The 18924-nt window shown below is 67.6% G+C and carries 16 protein-coding genes and 10 tRNA genes; 5 read left to right on the top strand and 21 right to left on the bottom strand.

Features of this window, described 5'->3' with window-relative positions; translation table 11 throughout:
* Positions 1–6 precede the first annotated feature (6 nt).
* Both rnhA and MKP15_RS02835 read right to left on the bottom strand, forming a co-directional pair.
* Positions 7–459, bottom strand: coding sequence for a ribonuclease HI (gene rnhA, locus MKP15_RS02830; protein ID WP_104938193.1), 453 nt, complete (start codon positions 457–459; stop codon positions 7–9).
* Between the two features lie 21 nt (positions 460–480).
* Positions 481–1065: a class I SAM-dependent methyltransferase gene (locus MKP15_RS02835; protein WP_240211735.1), complete on the bottom strand. Its 585-nt coding sequence runs from the start codon at positions 1063–1065 to the stop codon at positions 481–483.
* 80 nt (positions 1066–1145) lie between these two features.
* Between MKP15_RS02835 and gloB the strand changes: the two genes are divergently transcribed.
* The gene (gene gloB, locus MKP15_RS02840) at positions 1146–1910 is read left to right on the top strand and encodes a hydroxyacylglutathione hydrolase (RefSeq protein WP_240211736.1); all 765 of its coding nucleotides are present in this window, start codon (positions 1146–1148) and stop codon (positions 1908–1910) included.
* Complete coding sequence (locus MKP15_RS02845; RefSeq protein WP_240211737.1) at positions 1907–3118, top strand: lytic transglycosylase domain-containing protein; 1212 nt, start codon at positions 1907–1909, stop codon at positions 3116–3118. Before gloB ends, MKP15_RS02845 begins: the two co-directional genes overlap by 4 nt.
* 110 nt (positions 3119–3228) lie before the next feature.
* Here MKP15_RS02845 and MKP15_RS02850 read toward each other — a convergent pair whose 3' ends face one another.
* The 16 genes from MKP15_RS02850 to MKP15_RS02925 all read right to left on the bottom strand — a co-directional run bounded on the left by MKP15_RS02850 (position 3229) and on the right by MKP15_RS02925 (position 13458).
* Positions 3229–5199 (bottom strand): peptidyl-prolyl cis-trans isomerase, encoded by a 1971-nt coding sequence (locus MKP15_RS02850; RefSeq protein ID WP_240211738.1) that lies wholly within the window; start codon positions 5197–5199, stop codon positions 3229–3231.
* 187 nt (positions 5200–5386) lie between these two features.
* A tRNA-Asp gene (locus MKP15_RS02855) sits at positions 5387–5463 on the bottom strand.
* Positions 5464–5531: 68 nt separating this feature from the next.
* Positions 5532–5608 (bottom strand) — tRNA-Asp (locus tag MKP15_RS02860).
* 83 nt (positions 5609–5691) lie between these two features.
* Positions 5692–5768: transfer RNA gene (locus tag MKP15_RS02865), tRNA-Asp, on the bottom strand.
* A gap of 31 nt (positions 5769–5799) precedes the next feature.
* Positions 5800–5874 (bottom strand) — tRNA-Val (locus MKP15_RS02870).
* A 12-nt stretch (positions 5875–5886) separates the two neighbouring features.
* A complete protein-coding gene (locus MKP15_RS02875; protein WP_054663508.1) occupies positions 5887–6159 on the bottom strand; it encodes an HU family DNA-binding protein in 273 nt (90 codons plus the stop codon).
* A 205-nt stretch (positions 6160–6364) separates the two neighbouring features.
* The gene (gene lon / locus MKP15_RS02880; protein WP_240211739.1) at positions 6365–8821 is read right to left on the bottom strand and encodes an endopeptidase La; all 2457 of its coding nucleotides are present in this window, start codon (positions 8819–8821) and stop codon (positions 6365–6367) included.
* A 145-nt stretch (positions 8822–8966) separates the two neighbouring features.
* Positions 8967–10247 (bottom strand): ATP-dependent Clp protease ATP-binding subunit ClpX, encoded by a 1281-nt coding sequence (clpX, locus tag MKP15_RS02885; protein WP_104938188.1) that lies wholly within the window; start codon positions 10245–10247, stop codon positions 8967–8969.
* A gap of 127 nt (positions 10248–10374) precedes the next feature.
* Positions 10375–11001: an ATP-dependent Clp endopeptidase proteolytic subunit ClpP gene (gene clpP / locus MKP15_RS02890; RefSeq protein ID WP_054663499.1), complete on the bottom strand. Its 627-nt coding sequence runs from the start codon at positions 10999–11001 to the stop codon at positions 10375–10377.
* Between the two features lie 72 nt (positions 11002–11073).
* The gene (gene tig, locus MKP15_RS02895) at positions 11074–12369 is read right to left on the bottom strand and encodes a trigger factor (protein ID WP_240211740.1); all 1296 of its coding nucleotides are present in this window, start codon (positions 12367–12369) and stop codon (positions 11074–11076) included.
* A gap of 168 nt (positions 12370–12537) precedes the next feature.
* A tRNA-Leu gene (locus tag MKP15_RS02900) sits at positions 12538–12622 on the bottom strand.
* A gap of 184 nt (positions 12623–12806) precedes the next feature.
* A tRNA-Lys gene (locus tag MKP15_RS02905) sits at positions 12807–12882 on the bottom strand.
* A gap of 111 nt (positions 12883–12993) precedes the next feature.
* Positions 12994–13069 (bottom strand) — tRNA-Lys (locus MKP15_RS02910).
* A gap of 81 nt (positions 13070–13150) precedes the next feature.
* A tRNA-His gene (locus tag MKP15_RS02915) sits at positions 13151–13227 on the bottom strand.
* A 33-nt stretch (positions 13228–13260) separates the two neighbouring features.
* Positions 13261–13337: transfer RNA gene (locus tag MKP15_RS02920), tRNA-Arg, on the bottom strand.
* A 44-nt stretch (positions 13338–13381) separates the two neighbouring features.
* A tRNA-Pro gene (locus MKP15_RS02925) sits at positions 13382–13458 on the bottom strand.
* Between the two features lie 134 nt (positions 13459–13592).
* Here MKP15_RS02925 and MKP15_RS02930 point away from each other — a divergent pair.
* Positions 13593–14354 (top strand): Bax inhibitor-1/YccA family protein, encoded by a 762-nt coding sequence (locus tag MKP15_RS02930; RefSeq protein ID WP_240211741.1) that lies wholly within the window; start codon positions 13593–13595, stop codon positions 14352–14354.
* A 149-nt stretch (positions 14355–14503) separates the two neighbouring features.
* On the opposite strand, the gene MKP15_RS02935 is transcribed toward MKP15_RS02930, so the two are convergent.
* The 3 genes from MKP15_RS02935 to grxC all read right to left on the bottom strand — a co-directional run bounded on the left by MKP15_RS02935 (position 14504) and on the right by grxC (position 16300).
* On the bottom strand, positions 14504–15508 hold the full coding sequence (locus MKP15_RS02935; RefSeq protein ID WP_161614824.1) for an isocitrate dehydrogenase: 1005 nt from the start codon (positions 15506–15508) through the stop codon (positions 14504–14506).
* A gap of 130 nt (positions 15509–15638) precedes the next feature.
* The gene (locus tag MKP15_RS02940) at positions 15639–16028 is read right to left on the bottom strand and encodes a carboxymuconolactone decarboxylase family protein (RefSeq protein WP_104938183.1); all 390 of its coding nucleotides are present in this window, start codon (positions 16026–16028) and stop codon (positions 15639–15641) included.
* Positions 16025–16300 carry a glutaredoxin 3 gene (gene grxC, locus MKP15_RS02945; protein ID WP_104938182.1) on the bottom strand — a complete coding sequence of 92 codons (276 nt, stop codon included), beginning with the start codon at positions 16298–16300 and terminating at the stop codon, positions 16025–16027. The genes MKP15_RS02940 and grxC overlap by 4 nt, the downstream gene beginning before the upstream one ends.
* A gap of 151 nt (positions 16301–16451) precedes the next feature.
* Here grxC and MKP15_RS02950 point away from each other — a divergent pair, with 151 nt between their 5' ends.
* Both MKP15_RS02950 and phoB read left to right on the top strand, forming a co-directional pair.
* On the top strand, positions 16452–18101 hold the full coding sequence (locus tag MKP15_RS02950) for a M48 family metalloprotease (RefSeq protein ID WP_104938181.1): 1650 nt from the start codon (positions 16452–16454) through the stop codon (positions 18099–18101).
* An 87-nt stretch (positions 18102–18188) separates the two neighbouring features.
* On the top strand, positions 18189–18878 hold the full coding sequence (phoB, locus tag MKP15_RS02955; RefSeq protein ID WP_054663482.1) for a phosphate regulon transcriptional regulator PhoB: 690 nt from the start codon (positions 18189–18191) through the stop codon (positions 18876–18878).
* The last annotated feature ends 46 nt before the right edge of the window (positions 18879–18924 follow it).

Here is an 18924-nt window from a genome sequence, read left to right on the forward strand (position 1 = left end):
CCCACCTCAGTTGCTTGCGGCGCCGTCGCGCACGCGGATTGCGGCATCGCGGGCCAGCTGGTCCACGCGTTCGTTGTCTGGATCGCCATTGTGGCCCTTCACCCAGCGCCATTCGATCTGGTGGCGCTGGGTGGCCGCGTGCAGGCGTTCCCACAGGTCGCGGTTCTTCACCGGGTCGCCGCCGGCGGTCTTCCAGTGCCGCCGCACCCAGCCCGGCATCCATTCGGTGATGCCCTGGCGCACGTACTGCGAATCGGTCTGCAGCATGATGGCGCACGGCTCGGTGAGCGCCTCCAGCCCGGCGATGGCGGCCATCAGCTCCATCCGGTTGTTGGTGGTATGGGCCTCGCCACCGGACAGCTCGCGCTCATGCGCCTTGTAACGCAGCAGCGCCGCCCAGCCACCCGGGCCCGGATTGCCGAGGCAGGCACCGTCGGTATGTATCTCGATTGATTTCATGTCTTTCCGTTGTATGAAGCGTCAGGTCGCCACCGGCCCGCCCCAGCCCACCGGGCGGGCGGCTTCGGGGCCGATGAAGGCCGCCACACGCTTCTCGAATTCCAGCACGCAGACCGCCCGCAACGCCGGCAACGCCTTGCCGGCGGCCGGCCCGGCCTCGTTCCACAGCGGCCCGAAATGGCGCACCGAGCGGATCCGCAGCCCCTCGCGCCGCAGCCGCGACTGGCAACGCGTGGCCGACGGCGGGCGGGCGCCCTGCCATTGCCAGCGGGCGCGGTAGGGGCTGTAGCGGTTGAGCAGGGTCATCCACAGCCGGCCGCCGGGCATCAGCACCCGCGCGCATTCGGCCAACAGCGGCTCCAGGTCCACCGCGGCCACATGCTGCAGGATGATCGCGTTGACCGCTTCGGAGGGCAGCGGCAACGGCAGGGCGCAGGACACATCGCCGCGCCAGCCGTGCCCATCGGCGGTCCGGTGCAGGCGCACCCCGCGCCCGATCGGCGCCTCCGCCGGCAGCCAGGTCGCACAGGGCGCCAGCCACAGCCACGGCTGCGCGGGAAACCCGCTGACCTGCTCGAGCAGGTGGCGCTGTTCGGCGGCCCGCATCGCCGCCGCTCCAGCCTTCTCAAACCAGGCCGAGACTGCAGCTTGACGGGGGAACGGGGCGGCAGGCATGGTCCAATTCTATGCGACTGACCGCCCTGCCTGCATTCCAGGACAACTACATCTGGGCGCTGCAGGCGCCTGACGGCAGCACGCTGGTCGTCGATCCGGGCCAGGCGCGGCCGGTCCTGGAGGCGGCCGACCGGGGCCTGCGGCCAGCCGCCGTGCTGCTTACCCACCACCATGACGACCATATCGGCGGCGTGGCGGAACTGCGGCAACACTGGCCGGACCTGCCGGTCTTCGCCCCCGAAGATGAACGCATCCCCCTGGAATGTGAACGCGTCGGCGATGGCGACCGGGTAGAATCTGCCGGTTTCGCGTTCTCGGTGCTGTCCGTACCCGGCCACACCCGGAGCCATATCGCCTTCCATGGCCACGGACACCTGTTCTGTGGCGACACGTTGTTCAGCCTCGGCTGTGGACGCATGTTCGAAGGTACGCCCGCCCAGATGCTGGCCTCGCTACGGCGGCTGGCGGCACTGCCGGCGCAGACGCGGGTCTGCTGCGGGCATGAGTACACGCTGGGCAATGCCGTGTTCGCGCGGCATGTCGATCCCACCAACGCGGCATTGCACCGCCGCCAACAGGAAGCCATGGACATGCGCAGCCGCTCCCGCCCCACCGTTCCCTCGCTGCTGGCCAGCGAACTGGAATGCAACCCCTTCCTGCGCACGCATGCCGAACCCGTGCGCCAGGCCATCGCCGCGCGGCTGGGCCGCGCGCCGCTGGACGAAGTGGAAGTGTTCGCCGAATTACGGCGCTGGAAAGACGGTTTCCGCGCGTGAGGCGGCACGGCCTGTCCCTGGCGCTGGGGCTGCTGCTCGGCGCGGGTGCCGGCGTCACCGCCGGCGCGCAGTCGCTGCCGGCCACCGCCGGCCTGACCCAGAACATCGCCTCGCTGGCGGCCTTGCCGGCCGACCCGGCCGCACTGCCGGCGCCGCTCACCCGCAATGGCCACCAGATATTCGCCAGCTTCCGCGAGGGCCTGGCGATGTCGCAATGCGACGCGGACGCCACCAGCCCGCGCTGGCGCAAGCAGTTCGCACACGCGCCATCGCGCCTGGGCAACGTCGAGGACGATGCCCTGCCCCTGTTCGGCTACGTGGTGGATGAGCTGCGCGCGGCCGGCCTGCCCACCGAGTTCGCGCTGATCCCCTTCGTGGAAAGCGGTTACCGGCCGGGCGCGCGCAACGCCAGCGGCCCCGCCGGCCTGTGGCAGTTCATCGCCACCACCGCGCGCAACCACCGGGTCCCCATGGAAAGCGGCTATGACGGCCGGCTGTCGGCGGTGGATTCGACCCGCGCCGCGGTGCGCTACCTGAAAACCCTCTACGGCATGTTCGGCGGCGACTGGCAGTTGGCCGTGATGGCGTACAACGCAGGCGAGTACCGCATCCTGCAGGCGCTGCGCCGCGGCGGCATGAACGCGCAGAACGCGCGGCCGGCCGAACTGCCGGGCCTGTCGCCGATCACCCACGCCTATGTCGAGAAGCTGCATGCCCTGGCCTGCGTGCTGGAGCAGGCGGAAAAGGAGCCGGAGCTGATGGCAGCCCTGGACCGTCCGGTACCGGTGCTGCGCGGGCACGCGCTGCCCGCCGGCACCAGCCTGGCCGACTGGTCGGCCCGCAATGCGCTGGACCCGGCGCGCGTGGCCCGGCTCAACCCGGCGGTCACCGGCAAGCGTGCCGGCACCCGGGTGCTGGCACCGGCGCTGCCGGACATGGTCCTGGGCAGCGAAAGCCAGCTCGCGGCAGCTCTCCTGCCACCGGCGGCGTTGCCGGCACCGGCCAGCGTCGATGTCGCCAGCACCGCCGTGGCCAGCGCGGGCACCGCCGCCGCGGGACGCCGGCACACGGTCCGCAGCGGTGAATCGGCCTGGACGATCGCGCGGCGGTACGGCATCCCGGTCAAGACCCTGCTTTCGCGCAACAACCTGGACGCCAATGCGATCCTCAAGCCCGGGATGGTGCTGCGCTTCGAGGAAACCCGCTGACACGCTGCCGTCCTCGCCAATGACAGAAACGAGAAAGCCCGGCGCTACGCCGGGCTTTCTGTTTCAGCGGATCCGCGGGGCGTTGTCAGCCGCGCCCCGCGCGCTCCGGGTCAGAGCTGGGATTCCTGCACCTGCACCTTGAAGCGCTTGCGCAGGCCATCGACGAACGCCTTGGCCGCCGCCGCGCCGTCGATCTGGCTCAGCTGCTGCTTCAGCATCGCCAGCTGCGGCTCCGGCACTTCCTTGAGGTCGCCCGGGGTGACCTTGGTCACCGCGAAGACCGCATAACGCCCGTCGTCCAGCTCCACCTTGCCGTAGCTGGGCTTGCCCTCGGACGGCGGCACCACGCTGAACACCGCCCGGTTGGCGGCAGCCGTCGGCATCGGCGCCGAGCGCGGCAGGCCAGGCATCGGCAGCAACTGCAGCTTCTCGCCCTCGGCCAGCGCCTGCAGCGTCTGCCCCGCCTGCAGCTTGGCCAGCAGCGCATCGGCCGCCTTCTTCGCCGCTTCCTCGGTACGGTGCGCGCGCACCGCGGCGATCACCTTCTCGCGCGCCTGCGCCAGCGGGATGGCCTGCTCGGGCGTATGTGCGGTCACGCGGATCATCACGTTGTGGTTCGGCCCCAGTTCGATCGGGTCGCTGACCGTGCCGTCCTCCTTCAGCGCGTCGGAGAAGGCCGCGCGCAGCACCGCCGGGTTGGCGGCGATGCCGCTGGCGGTGGCGCGGGTGAACGGGCCCAGGGTCTGCACCGGCAGGCCCACTTCCTTGGCTGCCGACTCAAGCACGGTCGGGTTCTTGTAGACCAGGTCCACCAGGCGCCCACCGAGTTCGTTGAACGCGCGCTCGGTATCGGCCTGCAGCTGTTCGGCCGCCAGCTGGTCGCGCACTTCCTCGAACGGACGTCCTTCGCCGCCCTTGACCTCGCGCAGCTTCAGCACGTGGTAACCAAACTCGGTCTTCACCGGGCCACTGATCTCACCCGGCTGCATCGCGAACAGCGCATCCTCGAACGGCTTGACCATCACGCCGTGTTCGACCCAGCCCAGGTCGCCGCCTTCGGCCTTGGAACCCGGATCGTCCGAGTTGGCCTTGGCCAGCGCGGCGAAGTCGGCGCCCGGCTGCTTGGCCTCGGCGGCCAGCTTGGCGGCCTTGGCTTCGGCGGCCTTCTGCGCGGCGGCGTCGCTGCCGGCGCTGATCAGGATGTGCGAGGCCAGGCGCTGCTCCGGCTTGACGAAGCGGGCCTTCTCTTCCTCATAGCGGCGGCGCAGGGCCGCCTCGTCCGCGGGCGTGGCGGCCGGCATGCGCGCGGCGTCCAGCTCGACGTACTCGATGGACACGCTCTCGGGCTGCATGAAGTCGCGGGTGTGGGTTTCGTACCACTGCTTGATCTGCGCGTCGTCCACCGCCGCGGTGTCGGCCTCCGGCGCGGGCAGCATGGCGAACTCCACGTCGCGCGTCTCGCCCAGCAGCTTCAGCAGGCGCTCGCTCTCGCCCTTGGTGGCGAAGCCCGACTGCGCCAGCGCGGTCGGGATGATCGACTGCTGCAGGCTGGTACGCACTACCTGGTCGAACATCGCCGGGGTGCGCGGCGGCTGGCTCTGCGCCAGCACCAGGCGGTACTGCTCGGGGTCGAACTTGCCGTCGCGCTGGAACTGCGGGATCGCGGCGATGTAATTGCGCACCGCCTCGTCGCCGATGACGATCCGCGCGTCTTCGGCGGCCAGCCGCACCACCTGCTCGTCGATCAGCTGGTCGAGCACGGCCAGCTTGTTCTCGGTGGTCTCGAACTCGCGCGGATCGAAGTTGTCACCCTGCTGCTGGCGGGCCTCCATGCGCGCCTGCTCGAAGCGCGTGCGGAAATCCTCGACGCTGATCTCATGGTGGTTCCACAGGAACGACATCGGCCACCACGACGGTGCCGAGCGCCACCACGACGGCGGTGCCGATACCTTGGCGACGTTCTGCGCACCGACACCGCCCAGATAGCTGTTGTCGATCACGAACAGGAACGGAATCATCAGCAGCCCCAGGATCACGGTCACGATCCAGCCCGAGGTCTTGTCGCGGAGTTTCTGCAGCATGGGAAAATCAAGGCCTGATTGGCGAGCCGGGCAGTGTAACCCGCTTCCCGCCTGACTCCCAACCGGCGCGCCGTGCGCTGCCGCGGCCCAAGCCCGCGGCACTGCGCGGCGTCGACGCCATGAGCGCGGCCCCGGCCTGGCAGGGCCAAAAAAAAGCCCCGGGCTTCTGCCCGGGGCTTCGAATCAATGGCGGAGCGGACGGGACTCGAACCCGCGACCTCCGGCGTGACAGGCCAGCATTCTAACCAGCTGAACTACCGCTCCGCATATTGCAACCTGCTACCGGCCGACATCGCGACCGGGGTGCCACTGCATGCAGTGGCGGGTGGAACTGGCGGAGCGGACGGGACTCGAACCCGCGACCTCCGGCGTGACAGGCCAGCATTCTAACCAGCTGAACTACCGCTCCGCACTTGATTGTTCGCCTCCAGCTCCCCCCCGGAAGGTGGAGAGAAAGCAAGGCCCCCGATCGCTCAGGGGCCTTCTTGAAACTGGCGGAGCGGACGGGACTCGAACCCGCGACCTCCGGCGTGACAGGCCAGCATTCTAACCAGCTGAACTACCGCTCCACTTTCAATACTGCTCGACGGTGCTTTTACGTGGTGGGTGCTGAGGGTTTCGAACCCCCGACCCTCTCCTTGTAAGGGAGACGCTCTACCACTGAGCTAAGCACCCCCGGTGAGCCGCTTAGTTTACAGCGTCCTTCAGGGCTTTACCAGCCTTGAAGGCAGGATTTTTCGAAGCGGCGATCTTGATGGTGTCGCCGGTCTTCGGGTTGCGACCGGTGCGCTCGGCGCGCTCGCGGACCTGGAAGGTACCGAAACCCACCAGCGTCACGGCATCGCCCTTCTTCAGCGCCTTGGTGATCTCGGCGACGACGGCATCGACCGCACGGCCGGCTTCGGCCTTGGAGAGGTCAGCAGCAGCGGCAACGCCGTCGATCAATTCGGTCTTGTTCATTATGTAATAACTCCCTATGCGGCAATCCGCGGAATAGATTGGATGGGTCGTCGCCATCGCAGTGGCGGCGGCCGTAAGATCCTGCAAACACGTCGCCCGCTCATCGAGCGGGCGCGTGAGTCGCACTTTTATACCAGCGCCCCCCTACCCACGCAAGCCGAAAAGCCAATAACGACGCGGGTTTCAAGGGATTTTGCGTTCATCATCAGTGCTTGACGCGCGCGGCCGGAGCTGCCTTCGCCCGCCCCCGCACCGCCACCCGCTGGCCGTTCTTGCGCGCCTTCTTTGGTGCCAGCGGCGCCTCCAGCGCGATGTCCAGCACCTCATCGATCCACTTCACCGGGATGATGTCCAGGTCGCGGGTGACGTTGGCCGGGATGTCGGCCAGGTCCTTGCGGTTCTCCTCCGGGATGATCACGGTGCGGATGCCGCCGCGCAGCGCGGCCAGCAGCTTCTCCTTCAGACCGCCGATGGCGGTGACGCGACCACGCAGGGTGATCTCGCCGGTCATGGCCACATCGGCCTTGACCGGTACCCGGGTCAGGGTCGACACCAGCGAGGTGACCATGGCGATGCCGGCACTGGGGCCATCCTTGGGGGTGGCGCCATCGGGCACGTGCAGGTGCACGTCGTGCTTCTGCAGGAAGTCCACGTCGATGCCCAGCGCCTGCGCGCGGGCGCGCACCACCGACAGCGCCGCCGTCGCCGATTCCTTCATCACGTTGCCCAGCTGGCCGGTCAACGTCACCGCGCCCTTGCCTGGGATCAGCGTCGATTCGATCTGCAGCAGGTCGCCGCCGACCTCGGTCCAAGCCAGGCCGGTCACCAGGCCCACTTCGTTCTCTTCCTCGGCACGGCCGAAGTCGAAGCGGCGCACGCCCAGATACCTGTCCAGGTTGGCGGCATCGACCACCACCAGCGCCTTGGGCTTCTTCGTGGCCTTCCTGGCCGCCTTCCTGGCCGGCTGCGGGCCGGCGAGCGCGATCTCCTTGACCACCTTGCGGCAGATCTTGGCGATTTCGCGCTCGAGGTTGCGCACGCCGGACTCGCGCGTGTAGTAGCGCACGATGTCGCGGATCGCGCCCTCCTCGATGGCCAGCTCCTCCGGCTGCAGGCCATTGGCCTTGAGCTGCTTGGGCACCAGGTAGCGGGTGGCGATGTTGAGCTTCTCGTCCTCGGTATAGCCCGGGATGCGGATCACTTCCATGCGGTCCAGCAGCGGGCCGGGGATGTTGAGCGAGTTGGAGGTCGCCACGAACATCACTTCGGACAGGTCCAGGTCCACTTCAAGGTAGTGGTCGTTGAACGCGTTGTTCTGCTCCGGGTCGAGCACTTCCAGCAGCGCCGAGGACGGGTCGCCGCGGAAGTCCATCGACATCTTGTCGATCTCGTCGAGCACGAACAGCGGATTCTTGCTGCCGACCTTGTTGAGGTTCTGCACGATGCGGCCCGGCATCGAGCCGACGTAGGTGCGGCGATGGCCGCGGATCTCGGCCTCGTCGCGCACGCCGCCCAGGCTCATGCGCACGAACTTGCGGTTGGTGGCCTTGGCGATGGACTGGCCCAGCGAGGTCTTGCCCACGCCCGGCGGCCCGACCAGGCACAGGATCGGGCCCTTCATCTGCTTCACCCGCGACTGCACCGCCAGGTATTCGAGGATGCGGTCCTTGACCTTGTCCAGGCCGTAATGATCGGCGTCGAGCGTGTCCTGGGCGACCTTGAGGTCCTTGCGCACCTTGGTGCGCTTCTTCCACGGCACGCCCAGCAGCCACTCCAGGTAGTTGCGCACGACCGCGGCCTCGGCCGACATCGGCGACATCTGCTTGAGCTTGTTGAGCTCGTTCTTCGCCTTGGCCTCGACCGCCTTGGGCATGCCGGCCTCGGCGATCTTGCGCGCCAGTTCGTCCAGTTCGCCCGGCGCGTCGTCCAGGTCGCCCAGCTCCTTCTGGATGGCCTTCATCTGCTCGTTGAGGTAGTACTCGCGCTGGCTCTTCTCCATCTGCGACTTGACCCGCCCGCGGATGCGCTTCTCCAGCTGCTGCACGTCGATCTCGCCGTCGACCAGGCCGACCAGCATTTCCAGCCGGTCGCCGACCTGCAGCGTCTCCAGCAGCTTCTGCTTGTCGGCCAGGCGCACGCCGATGTGGGCGGCGATGGTGTCGGCCAGGCGCGACGGCTCCTCGATGCCGTTCAGGGTCTGCAGCAGCTCCGGCGGCAGCTTGCGGTTGGTCTTGACGTACTGCTCGAACAGCGACATCAGCGAACGCGCGATGGCCTCGATCTCGCGCGGCTCGCGCGCTTCGTCCGATTCCAGTTCGGTGCCGGCGCCCTGCAGCGCGCCATCCTGCTCGCGGATCCTGTCCACGGCGACCCGCGCCAGGCCCTCGACCAGCACCTTGATGGTGCCATCGGGCAGCTTCAGCAGTTGCAGCACCTGCGCCAGGGTACCGACGGTGTACAGGTCGGCGCCGGTGGGGTCGTCGGTCTCGGCCGACTTCTGCGCGACCAGCAGGATGCGCTTGTCCGCTTCCATCGCCCGCTCCAGCGCCTGCATGGACTTGTCGCGCCCGACGAACAGCGGGATGACCATGTGCGGGAACACCACCACGTCGCGCAGCGGCAGGACCGGCAGGTCGAGGACTTCGGTTTGGGACTGGGCCATGGGGGGCTCCACTTGGATTCGGGGGTGGCCATGAAAAAAGCCGATGGCCCCGTTATGGGGCCATCGGCGGGGTGATGCAAGTGGCGTCGGGGAAGCACCTGAACCGGGCTTCATCCCGCCCGGACAGGAGGCCCGAACGGCCTATTCAGTCACCGGACGCGGCCTTGGCCGGCGGCGTCTGGTAGATCACGTACGGCTCGGACTTGTGCTCGATGACCGATTCGTCCACCACTACCTTGCTCACGTTCTCCTGCGACGGCAGGTCGTACATGGTGTCCAGCAGCACCGACTCGACGATGGTGCGCAGGCCGCGCGCGCCGGTCTTGCGCTTGAGCGCCTTCTTGGCGATGGCCGACAGCGCGTCCGGGCGGAACTCGAGCTCGACGTTCTCCATCTCGAACAGCTTCTTGAACTGCTTGGTGATGGCGTTCTTCGGTTCGGTCAGGATCCTGACCAGCGCCGCTTCGTCCAGCTCCTCCAGGGTCGCCACCACCGGCAGGCGGCCGACGAACTCGGGGATCAGGCCGAACTTGATCAGGTCCTCGGGCTCGACCTCGGCCAGCACCTTGCCCACTTCCTGCTTGCGCTCGCTGCTCTTGACCTTGGCACCGAAGCCGATGCCGCCGGCCTCGCTGGAGCGCTGCTGGATCACCTTGTCCAGCCCGGCGAACGCGCCGCCGCAGATGAACAGGATGTTCTTGGTGTCCACCTGCAGGAATTCCTGCTGCGGGTGCTTGCGCCCGCCCTGCGGCGGCACGCTGGCCACGGTGCCTTCGATCAGCTTCAGCAGGGCCTGCTGCACGCCTTCGCCGGACACGTCGCGGGTGATCGACGGGTTCTCGCTCTTGCGCGAGATCTTGTCGATCTCGTCGATGTAGACGATGCCCTGCTGCGCCTTCTCGACGTCGTAGTCGCACTTCTGCAGCAGCTTCTGGATGATGTTCTCCACGTCCTCGCCGACATAGCCGGCTTCGGTGAGCGTGGTCGCATCGGCCATGGTGAACGGCACGTTGAGCAGCCGCGCCAGCGTCTCGGCCAGCAGGGTCTTGCCCGAGCCGGTCGGGCCGACCAGCAGGATGTTGGACTTGGACAGCTCGACGTCGTCGCTCTTCTGACGGCTCTCGATGCGCTTGTAATGGTTGTACACGGCCACCGCCAGCGTGCGCTTGGCGCGGTTCTGGCCGATTACGTACTGGTCCAGGACCTCGAGGATCTCGCGCGGCTTGGGCAGCGAACTGCGCGCCGACTGCGCCTTTTCCTCAAGTTCCTCGCGGATGATGTCGTTGCACAGCTCCACGCATTCATCGCAGATGAACACGCTCGGACCCGCGATCAGCTTGCGTACTTCATGCTGACTCTTGCCGCAGAACGAGCAGTAAAGGATCTTGCCGCTGTCTCCGGAACGACCTTGCCGGTCTTCGCTCATGCTTCGCTTACCCAGTTGCTCCCCCCGTGAACAGGGGGTTCGATTTCGAGAATAGCACAGGGCCGGATGGACGCCAGTCCACTTCCGACCCTGCAGAAAACGCCGTGTTTTCGGCTACTTGCGCCGGTCACGCCGGCTGGATCGACTCGTCGGGACGCCGCTCCAGGACCTGGTCCACCAGGCCATAGGCCTGGGCATCGGCGGCGCTCTTGAAGTTGTCGCGCTCGGTGTCGCGCGCGATGGTCTCCAGCGACTGCCCGGTGTGCTTGGCCAGCACCTCGTTCAGGCGCGCGCGCAGGGTCAGGATCTCGCGGGCGTGGATGTCGATGTCGGTGGCCTGGCCCTGGAAGCCGCCCAGCGGCTGGTGGATCATCACCCGCGAGTTGGGCAGCGCGAAGCGCTTGCCGGCCGCGCCCGCCGCCAGCAGCAGCGCGCCCATCGAGGCGGCCTGGCCGACGCAGATGGTGCTCACGTCCGGCTTGATGTACTGCATGGTGTCGTAGATCGCCATGCCGGCGGTGACCACGCCACCGGGCGAGTTGATGTAGATGCTGATGTCCTTTTCCGGGTTCTCCGCTTCCAGGAACAGCAGCTGCGCCACCACCAGGTTCGCCATGTGGTCGTCGATCGGGCCGACCAGGAAGATCAGGCGCTCCTTCAGCAGGCGCGAATAGATGTCATAGGCGCGCTCGCCACGGCTGGTCTGTTCGACCACCATGGGAACCAGGTTCAGGGCTTTGGCTCGGTTGTCCATTACGTGGGGCACCTAATCTTGACGGGGAAACATCACCCCGCGCCGGGGCGCGGGGCGGGTGGAGCGACCGCCTTACGGGCGGATCGCTTCCTGGAACGTCAGCACCTGCTCAGTGTGCTGGGCACGCTCGGCGATCCAGTCGATGACCTGCTCTTCCATCACGCGGTTCTGCAGGCCACTCATCAGCTGGGGGTCGTTGCGGTACATCTCAATGACCTGCTCGGGCTCTTCGTAGGTCGAGGCGATCAGGCGCATGGTTTCATTCAGGCGCTTCGGGTCCAGGCGCAGGTCGTTGCGGCGTGCGACTTCGCCGACCAGCAGGCCGACCAGCACGCGCTTGGAGGCGGCGTCCTTGAAGCCCTCGTGGGCGTCGGCCGGCACCTGGCCCGGGTTGCCGCCCTGGCGGCGGATGGCGTCGATCTGCTGGGCCAGCATGGCGCGGGCTTCGTTCTCGACCAGGCGCGGCGGCAGCTCGACCGAGGCGTAGGCGGCGATCAGCTGCTCGCCCACTTCGCGGCGCAGGCGGTTCATCAGCGCGCCCTTGAGCTCGCGCTCCAGGTTGGCGCGGATGTCGGCGCGGAACTGCGCCAGCTCACCGTTCTTCACACCGAAGCTCTTGATGAAGGCCGCATCGACCTCCGGCACCACCGGCTCGGACACCTCGGTGGCCTTGACCGTGACCTTGACGTTCTTGCCGGCCAGCGCCGGAACGCGCCAGTCGGCCGGGAACGCGACGTCCAGGGTCTTTTCCTCGCCCTTGGCCAGGCCGACCAGGCCCTGCTCGATCTGCTCGAACATCATGCCCTGGCCGATGATGATGGTGCCCTGCTCGGCACCTTCGGCCGGCAGGCGTTCGTCACCGGCCTGCGACCAGGTCTCCAGCGCGACCAGGTCGCCTTCCTGCGCGCCACGCGCGACCGCCTTCCAGGTGCGGCGCTGCTGGCGCAGGTTCTCGACCATCTGGTCGATGTCGGCGTCGGTGACTTCGGCGCTGTGGCGCACCACGGTCAGCTTGGTCACGTCGACATCGCCGAAGTCCGGCACCAGTTCGACGGTGGCGACGAAATCGAACTCGCCCTCGCCGGCCTTGTCGATGCGCGGGGTGCCGGCAATGCGCAGCTCATGCTCGCGCAGCGCGGCGTCGAAGGTCTCGCGCAGCAGGCCGTCCATCGCTTCTGCGCGCACCTGCTGGCCAAAACGCTGCTCGACCACCTTGGCCGGCACCTTGCCCGGACGGAAGCCCTTGATGCGCACGGTGCGCGCGATCTCGCCGAGCCGGCCACTGATATGGCTCTGCAGGCGCTCCTCCGGCAGGGAGAAGGTCAGGCGGCGTTCCAGGTTGCCGGTGGATTCGATCGAAGCTTGCATGTGGACTCCTGCCACCGGTGGCGCCCTGGCCCCCGGTACGATGTGGAAGATGAACGGTTTCCGACGGACATGATTCCGCCGCAGCCCTGTAGTTTCGCCGATTCCGGCTGGCGCTTCCAGCCTGCCCCCGGACAGGCGCGCCCGGGGAACATCCGGCCGACACACGGATGGTGCGAAAGGGGGGACTCGAACCCCCACGCCTTGCGGCACTGGAACCTAAATCCAGGGCGTCTACCAATTCCGCCACTTTCGCGTCCGGCCGGCATTGTTGCAGACCTGCGGGCAAAAAGAACGCCGGAGGCGCGCCTTCCGCAGCATGCGATCGCGCCGATGCCACCGGCATCCGCGGCATCGGCCAGCCGGGGACACCGGCACGCTGCGGCCATGCCTGCCACCAGGCAGAGAAAAGGGCACCCGCCGGAGCGGGTGCCCTTGTCTGGTGGGCTGTCAAGGATTCGAACCTTGGACCTATTGATTAAGAGTCAACTGCTCTACCAACTGAGCTAACAGCCCTGAAACATGGGTGTGCGCAGTCGCCTGCGACACCGGATTCCTGCGGCGAAGCGCAGGCCCCCCACTCTGGAGGAAAACAGCCACCAGGCTATGCCAGGTGGCTGTCTGTGTTGGTGGGCCGTCAAGGATTCGAACCTTGGACCAATTGATTAAGAGTCAACTGCTCTACCAACTGAGCTAACGGCCCTGAAAATCAGGGGGCAAATGATACCTGCACCCTTCAGTTCCTTCAACCCCGGAACGCATGTTCCGGCGTCTTTCTGTTCAATGGGGTGGCTGAGGGGATTCGAACCCCCGACCACTGGAATCACAATCCAGTACTCTAACCAACTGAGCTACAGCCACCACTGAAAACTACAACCCACCGCTTGCGCCGATTGGCGCGCCCGACAGGAATCGAACCTGTAACCGCCGGCTTAGAAGGCCGGTGCTCTATCCAGTTGAGCTACGGGCGCTCTGACCGGATCGTCGCACTCCAACACGCGCTGGTCGCGTCGGATGGTCGGGGTAGAGGGATTCGAACCCCCGACATCCTGCTCCCAAAGCAGGCGCGCTACCAGACTGCGCTATACCCCGGCGGTGAATCTCCCGAGGTTCCCCCCGAAAGGTCGGCTATTGTCGGGAGTGCGGAGCGGTCTGTCAACGGCGGATTTCATCGCGGCGGCAGTTGGTTATGCTGCCGGCATCCATACACGCCCCAGGAGCCCCACGTGCGCAGCGGCAACCCAGCCCTCTCCGATTCCACCTTCCTCGACCCCGGCAGCGGCGCGGTGGTCTCGCGCGGCGCCGGGGCAATGACCCTCAACGGCACCGTCAACAAGACCGGCCTGCTGTTGCTGCTGGCGGTGATCACCGCGGCCTTCGCCTGGAACCAGGCGCTGACCGATACCGGCGAGCTCGCCAGCGGCGCGCGCCTGTACCTGTGGGGCGGCCTGATCGGCGGCTTCGTGCTGGCCATGGTCACCATCTTCAAGAAGCAGTGGGCGCCGGTCAGCGCGCCGCTCTATGCGCTGGCGGAGGGCCTGTTCCTGGGCACCATTTCGGCACTCTACGAGGCACGCTTCCAGGGCATCGTGTTCCAGGCGGTCCTGCTGACCTTCGGCACCCTGTTCGCGCTGCTGTTCGCCTACCGCAGCGGGCTGATCAAGGCCACCGAGAACTTCAAGCTCGGCGTGGTCGCGGCCACCGGCGGCATCGCCCTGGTGTACCTGGCCACGATCGTACTGGGCTTGTTCAACATCCAGATCCCCTACATCCACCAGTCCGGCCTGATCGGCATCGGCTTCAGCCTGTTCGTGGTGGTGATCGCCGCCCTGAACCTGGTGCTGGATTTCGACTTCATCGAGAGCGGTGTGGAAGCCGGCGCACCGAAGTACATGGAGTGGTACGGCGCGTTCGGGCTGATGGTGACGCTGGTGTGGCTGTACATCGAGTTCCTGCGCCTGCTGTCCAAGCTGCAGTCGCGCAACTGACCGCACCGCCACCGCGCGCGGCCGGCAGCAACGCCGCTGCCGGCCGATCAACCGGCCGCCAAGCCAGCGCGCTCGCGACGGGCATGGCAGCCGATGAAAAAAGAAGGGCGCCAGCGGCGCCCTTCTTTCCATCCACAACCGCGCGCGCCTTACAGCCGGCTGGCGATGGCCCGGGCGAAGTCCATGGTGCCGCCGGTGCCGCCGAGGTCGCCGGTCAGCGAATCCTTGGCTTCCATGGTGGCGACGATGGCCTTGCGCAGGCGCTCGGCGTTCTGCGGCTGGCCGACGTGGTCCAGCATCTGCGCGGCGCCCAGCAGCAGCGCGCACGGGTTGGCGATGCCCTTGCCGGCGATATCCGGCGCGGTACCGTGGACGGCTTCGAAAATGGCCGCGCTCTCGCCGATGTTGGCGCCCGGGGCCAGGCCCAGGCCGCCGACCAGACCGGCGCACAGGTCGGAGATGATGTCGCCGAACAGGTTGGTGGTGACGATCACGTCGAACTGCTCGGGACGCATCACCAGCTGCATGCAGGCGTTGTCCACGATCATTTCCTGGAACTCGATTTCCGGGTACTTCGCGGCCACTTCGCGGGCGACGTTCAGGAACAGGCCCGAGGTCGACTTGATGATGTTGGCCTTGTGCACGGCGGTGACCTTCTTGCGGCCGGTGCTGCGGGCCAGCTCGAAGGCGTAGCGCACGATGCGCTCGGAACCCTTGCGGGTGATGCGGGTGCCGGAGAACGCGGTCTCACCGTCAGCCGAGACTTCCTGGCCTTCGGACAGGTAGGCGCCTTCGGTGTTCTCGCGCACGGTGATCAGGTCGACGTTCTCGTAGCGCGACTTGGTGTTCGGGAACGAGATCGCCGGGCGCACGTTCGCGTACAGGTCGAACTGGCGGCGCAGGGCCACGTTGATCGAGCTGAAGCCACCGCCGACCGGGGTGGTCAGCGGGCTCTTCAGCGCGACCTTGTTCTTCTTGATCGATTCCAGCGTGCTGGCCGGGATCAGCTCACCGTGCTTTTCCAGCGCGGCCAGGCCGGCATCGGCGAACTCGTAGGACAGCCCCGCGCCGAGCTTGTCGAGCACGAACAGGGTGGCGTCCATGATTTCCGGGCCGATGCCATCGCCGCGGATGACGGTGATTGTCTGCGTCATGATTTGGGTTCCGAACTGGGAGGGGGAGCGTGCGCCGGCCGGCAGCCCGGGATCAGGCGCATCCAAAAGTTTCAACTGTCAATTATGCCTGATCCGCCCGCCCCGCCCCAACTGGACCAAGGTCGCAGGTTCAGCCGTGGTCGTGGCCGGCCGGCGCCTCCGCGGCCCCGGACTCGAGCTGGTCCAGGAAGTCCACCGCGCGCCGCAGGTGCGGGATCACGATCGAACCACCGACCACCAGGCCCACCGAGAAGGTCTCGAAGAACTCCTCGCGGCTGACCCCGGCGTCCTTGCACTGGGCCACGTGGTAGCTGATGCAGTCGTCGCAGCGCAGCACCAGCGAGGCCACCAGACCCAGCAGCTCCTTGGTCTTCACGTCCAGCGCGCCGGCCTGGTAGGTCTGCGTGTCCAGCGCGAAGAAGCGCCGCACCACCTGGTTGGGCTCGGCCAGGATGCGCTGGTTCATGCGCTGGCGGAACGCGGTGAATTCGGCCACGCGGTCCTTGTCCGCGCCGCTCATGCGCCCTCCCCCGCCAGCAGCGGCTCGAGCCGGCCGGCACGGTGCAGCGCCATCATGTCGTCATAGCCACCCACATGGACCTCGCCGACGAAGATCTGCGGCACGCTGGTACGGCGGGTCAATGCCATCATCTTCTCGCGCTCGGCCGGGTCCAGGTCGATGCGCACCTCGTTCCAGGTGCGGCCCTTGCTCTTGAGGAAATTCTTGGCGGCCACGCAGTACGGGCACACGGCGGTGGAGTAGATGGTGATCTCGGGGGTCTGGCTGCTCACGGGAAACTCCGCGCGGTAAATGTTGTCCCTATATGGTAGCGGCGCGCCGGATCACACCGTCCAACGCTGGAACACTGCGGGTTAACCTGTGCTTCACACCCGTGCCCCGCTTCCCCGTCATTCTCGGCCCAGTCGCCCCGGAGCCCCACGCTTGCGAACCCTGCTGCTCGCCACCGCCGTCACCCTGGCCCTGGCCACGCCCCTGTCCCGGGCCCAGGACAGCAAGCTGCCGGACATCGGCTCGTCCGCCGGCGAACTGCTCACCCCGGCGCGGCAGGCCGAATACGGCGGCATGATGCTGCGCGAACTGCGCAATTACGGTTACCTGGTGGATGACCCGCTGGTCGACGACTGGCTGCAGGCCATGGGCACCCGGCTCGGCTCCAACAGCGCCCAGCCGCAGCAGAAATTCACCTTCTTCATGCTCAAGGACCGGCAGATCAACGCCTTTGCCACCCTCGGCGGCTACATCGGCATGAATGCCGGCCTGGTGCTGACCGCCGAGCGCGAGGATGAAGTGGCCGCGGTGCTGTCGCACGAGATCTCGCACGTCACCCAGCAGCACGTGCTGCGCAGCGTCGAAAAGGCGCAGCGCGACCAGATCCCGATCCTGCTGGGCATGCTCGCGGCGGTGATCGCGGCGCAGCAGGCCGGCGGCAACTCCTCCGGCGACGCCACCATGGCCGCGATCAGCTCGGGCATGGGCCTGATGCAGCAGCTGCAGATCAACTTCACCCGCTCCAACGAATCGGAGGCCGACCGGCTCGGCATCCGCACGCTGGCGCGCAGCGGCTACGACGTCGATGCGATGGCCGGCTTCTTCGAGCGGATGTCCGCGGCGATGCGCGGCAACGAGGGCGGCTACTCGACGCCCGACTTCCTGCGCACCCACCCGGTGACCATCACCCGCATCAGCGAAGCCAAGGCCCGCGCCGAGCAGATGAAGAAGGACACGGTGCTGCTGACCACCTCCACCCCCGACGGGGTGCGCCAGGAACGGGTGAACCCGGCCGACCCGGTCCCGGACCCCGCCAAGGCCAGCGGCAACCCGCTGCTGCCGGGGTCGATACAGCTGTCGCTGCCGTCGATCGGACTGCCGCGCGGCGCCAGCGGCCAGTTCGACTGGGCCCGCGAACGCCTGCGCGTGCTCAGCGCCCCGACCCCATCCGAGCTGGTGCGCGAGTACCAGGACCTGCGCCGCAGCCAGAAGGACGGGCTGAGCGACGCGCAGCGCTATGGCGTGGCCATCGCCCAGCTGCGCGATGGCACCGGCGCGCTGCAGCAGGCCCTGCAGGAGCTGCAGCAACTGCAGTCCGAGCACCCCGACAACCTGTGGGTGAACCTGGCGCTGGGCGAGGCCGAGTCGCGCAACGGCCGCCACGCCGATGCCAACCGCCGCTTCGAGGCCTTGCTGCAGAAGCTGCCGCAGAGCCGGCCGGTGGCGCTGACCTACGCCCAGGTGCTCAACGAGCAGGGCGGCATGGAGGCCGGCAAGCGCGCCCAGGCCATGCTGCGCCCGCTGCTGGCCCGCGCCGGCGACGACCCGGTGTTCCAGCGCACGTTCGCCCGCGCCTGCGAGCTGGCCGGCGACAATGCCCGCGCCAGCGAAGCCTATGCCGAGGCCGCTTACCTGAACGGGCGCCCGGAACAAGCCCTGCTGCAGTTCCAGGCGCTGCTCAAGCAACCCGGCCTGGACTACGTCAGCCGCGCCCGGGTGGACGCGCGGATCGAGGCGATCATGCCCACCGTGCTGGAAATGCGCCGGCTGGGCATGCGCGACCCGGACATGCAGCGCCGCTGACGCCCCGGCCGGCGTTGTCACAAACCGGTCATCAAACCGTAGTCTACTGGGCACATCCGGTCCGATGGGCTTCATGGTAGGCAAGACGTGCAGAAACGCATCCTTATCGTCGATGACGAACCGGCGATCCGCGACATGGTCGCGTTCGCGCTGCGCAAGGGGGAATACGAGCCGGTGCATGCCGGGGACGCGCTGGAGGCGCAGACCGCCATCGCCGACCGCGTGCCCGACATGATCCTGCTGGACTGGATGCTGCCCGGCACCAGTGGCCTGGAGCTGGCCCGCCGCTGGCGCAAGGAGGCACTGACCCGCGACGTGCCGATCATCATGCTTACCGCGCGTGGCGAGGAAAACGACCGTGTCGGCGGGCTGGAGGCCGGTGTGGACGATTACGTGGTCAAGCCGTTCTCGGCGCGCGAGCTGCTGGCGCGCATCCGCGCGGTGATGCGCCGCACCCGCGACGACGACGAGGACGGCAGCGTGGCGATCGGCCCGATCCGCATCGACGGCGCCGCGCACCGGGTGTTCGCCGGCGACGCGCCGGTCTCGATCGGCCCCACCGAGTACCGCCTGCTGCATTTCTTCATGACCCATCCCGAGCGCGTCTACACCCGCTCGCAGCTGCTGGACCACGTGTGGGGCGGCAGCGTCTACGTGGAAGAGCGCACCATCGACGTGCACATCCGCCGCCTGCGCAAGACCCTGGAACCGTTCGGCGCCGAGAACATGGTGCAGACCGTGCGCGGTGCCGGCTACCGCTTCTCCGCCTCGGTCTGAGCGCGGCGCCGCGGCCGGCGCCCGCGCTTCCTGCTATAACCGGTCG

This window comes from Stenotrophomonas sp. Y6, assembly GCF_022436665.1.
GTDB lineage: Bacteria > Pseudomonadota > Gammaproteobacteria > Xanthomonadales > Xanthomonadaceae > Stenotrophomonas > Stenotrophomonas acidaminiphila_A.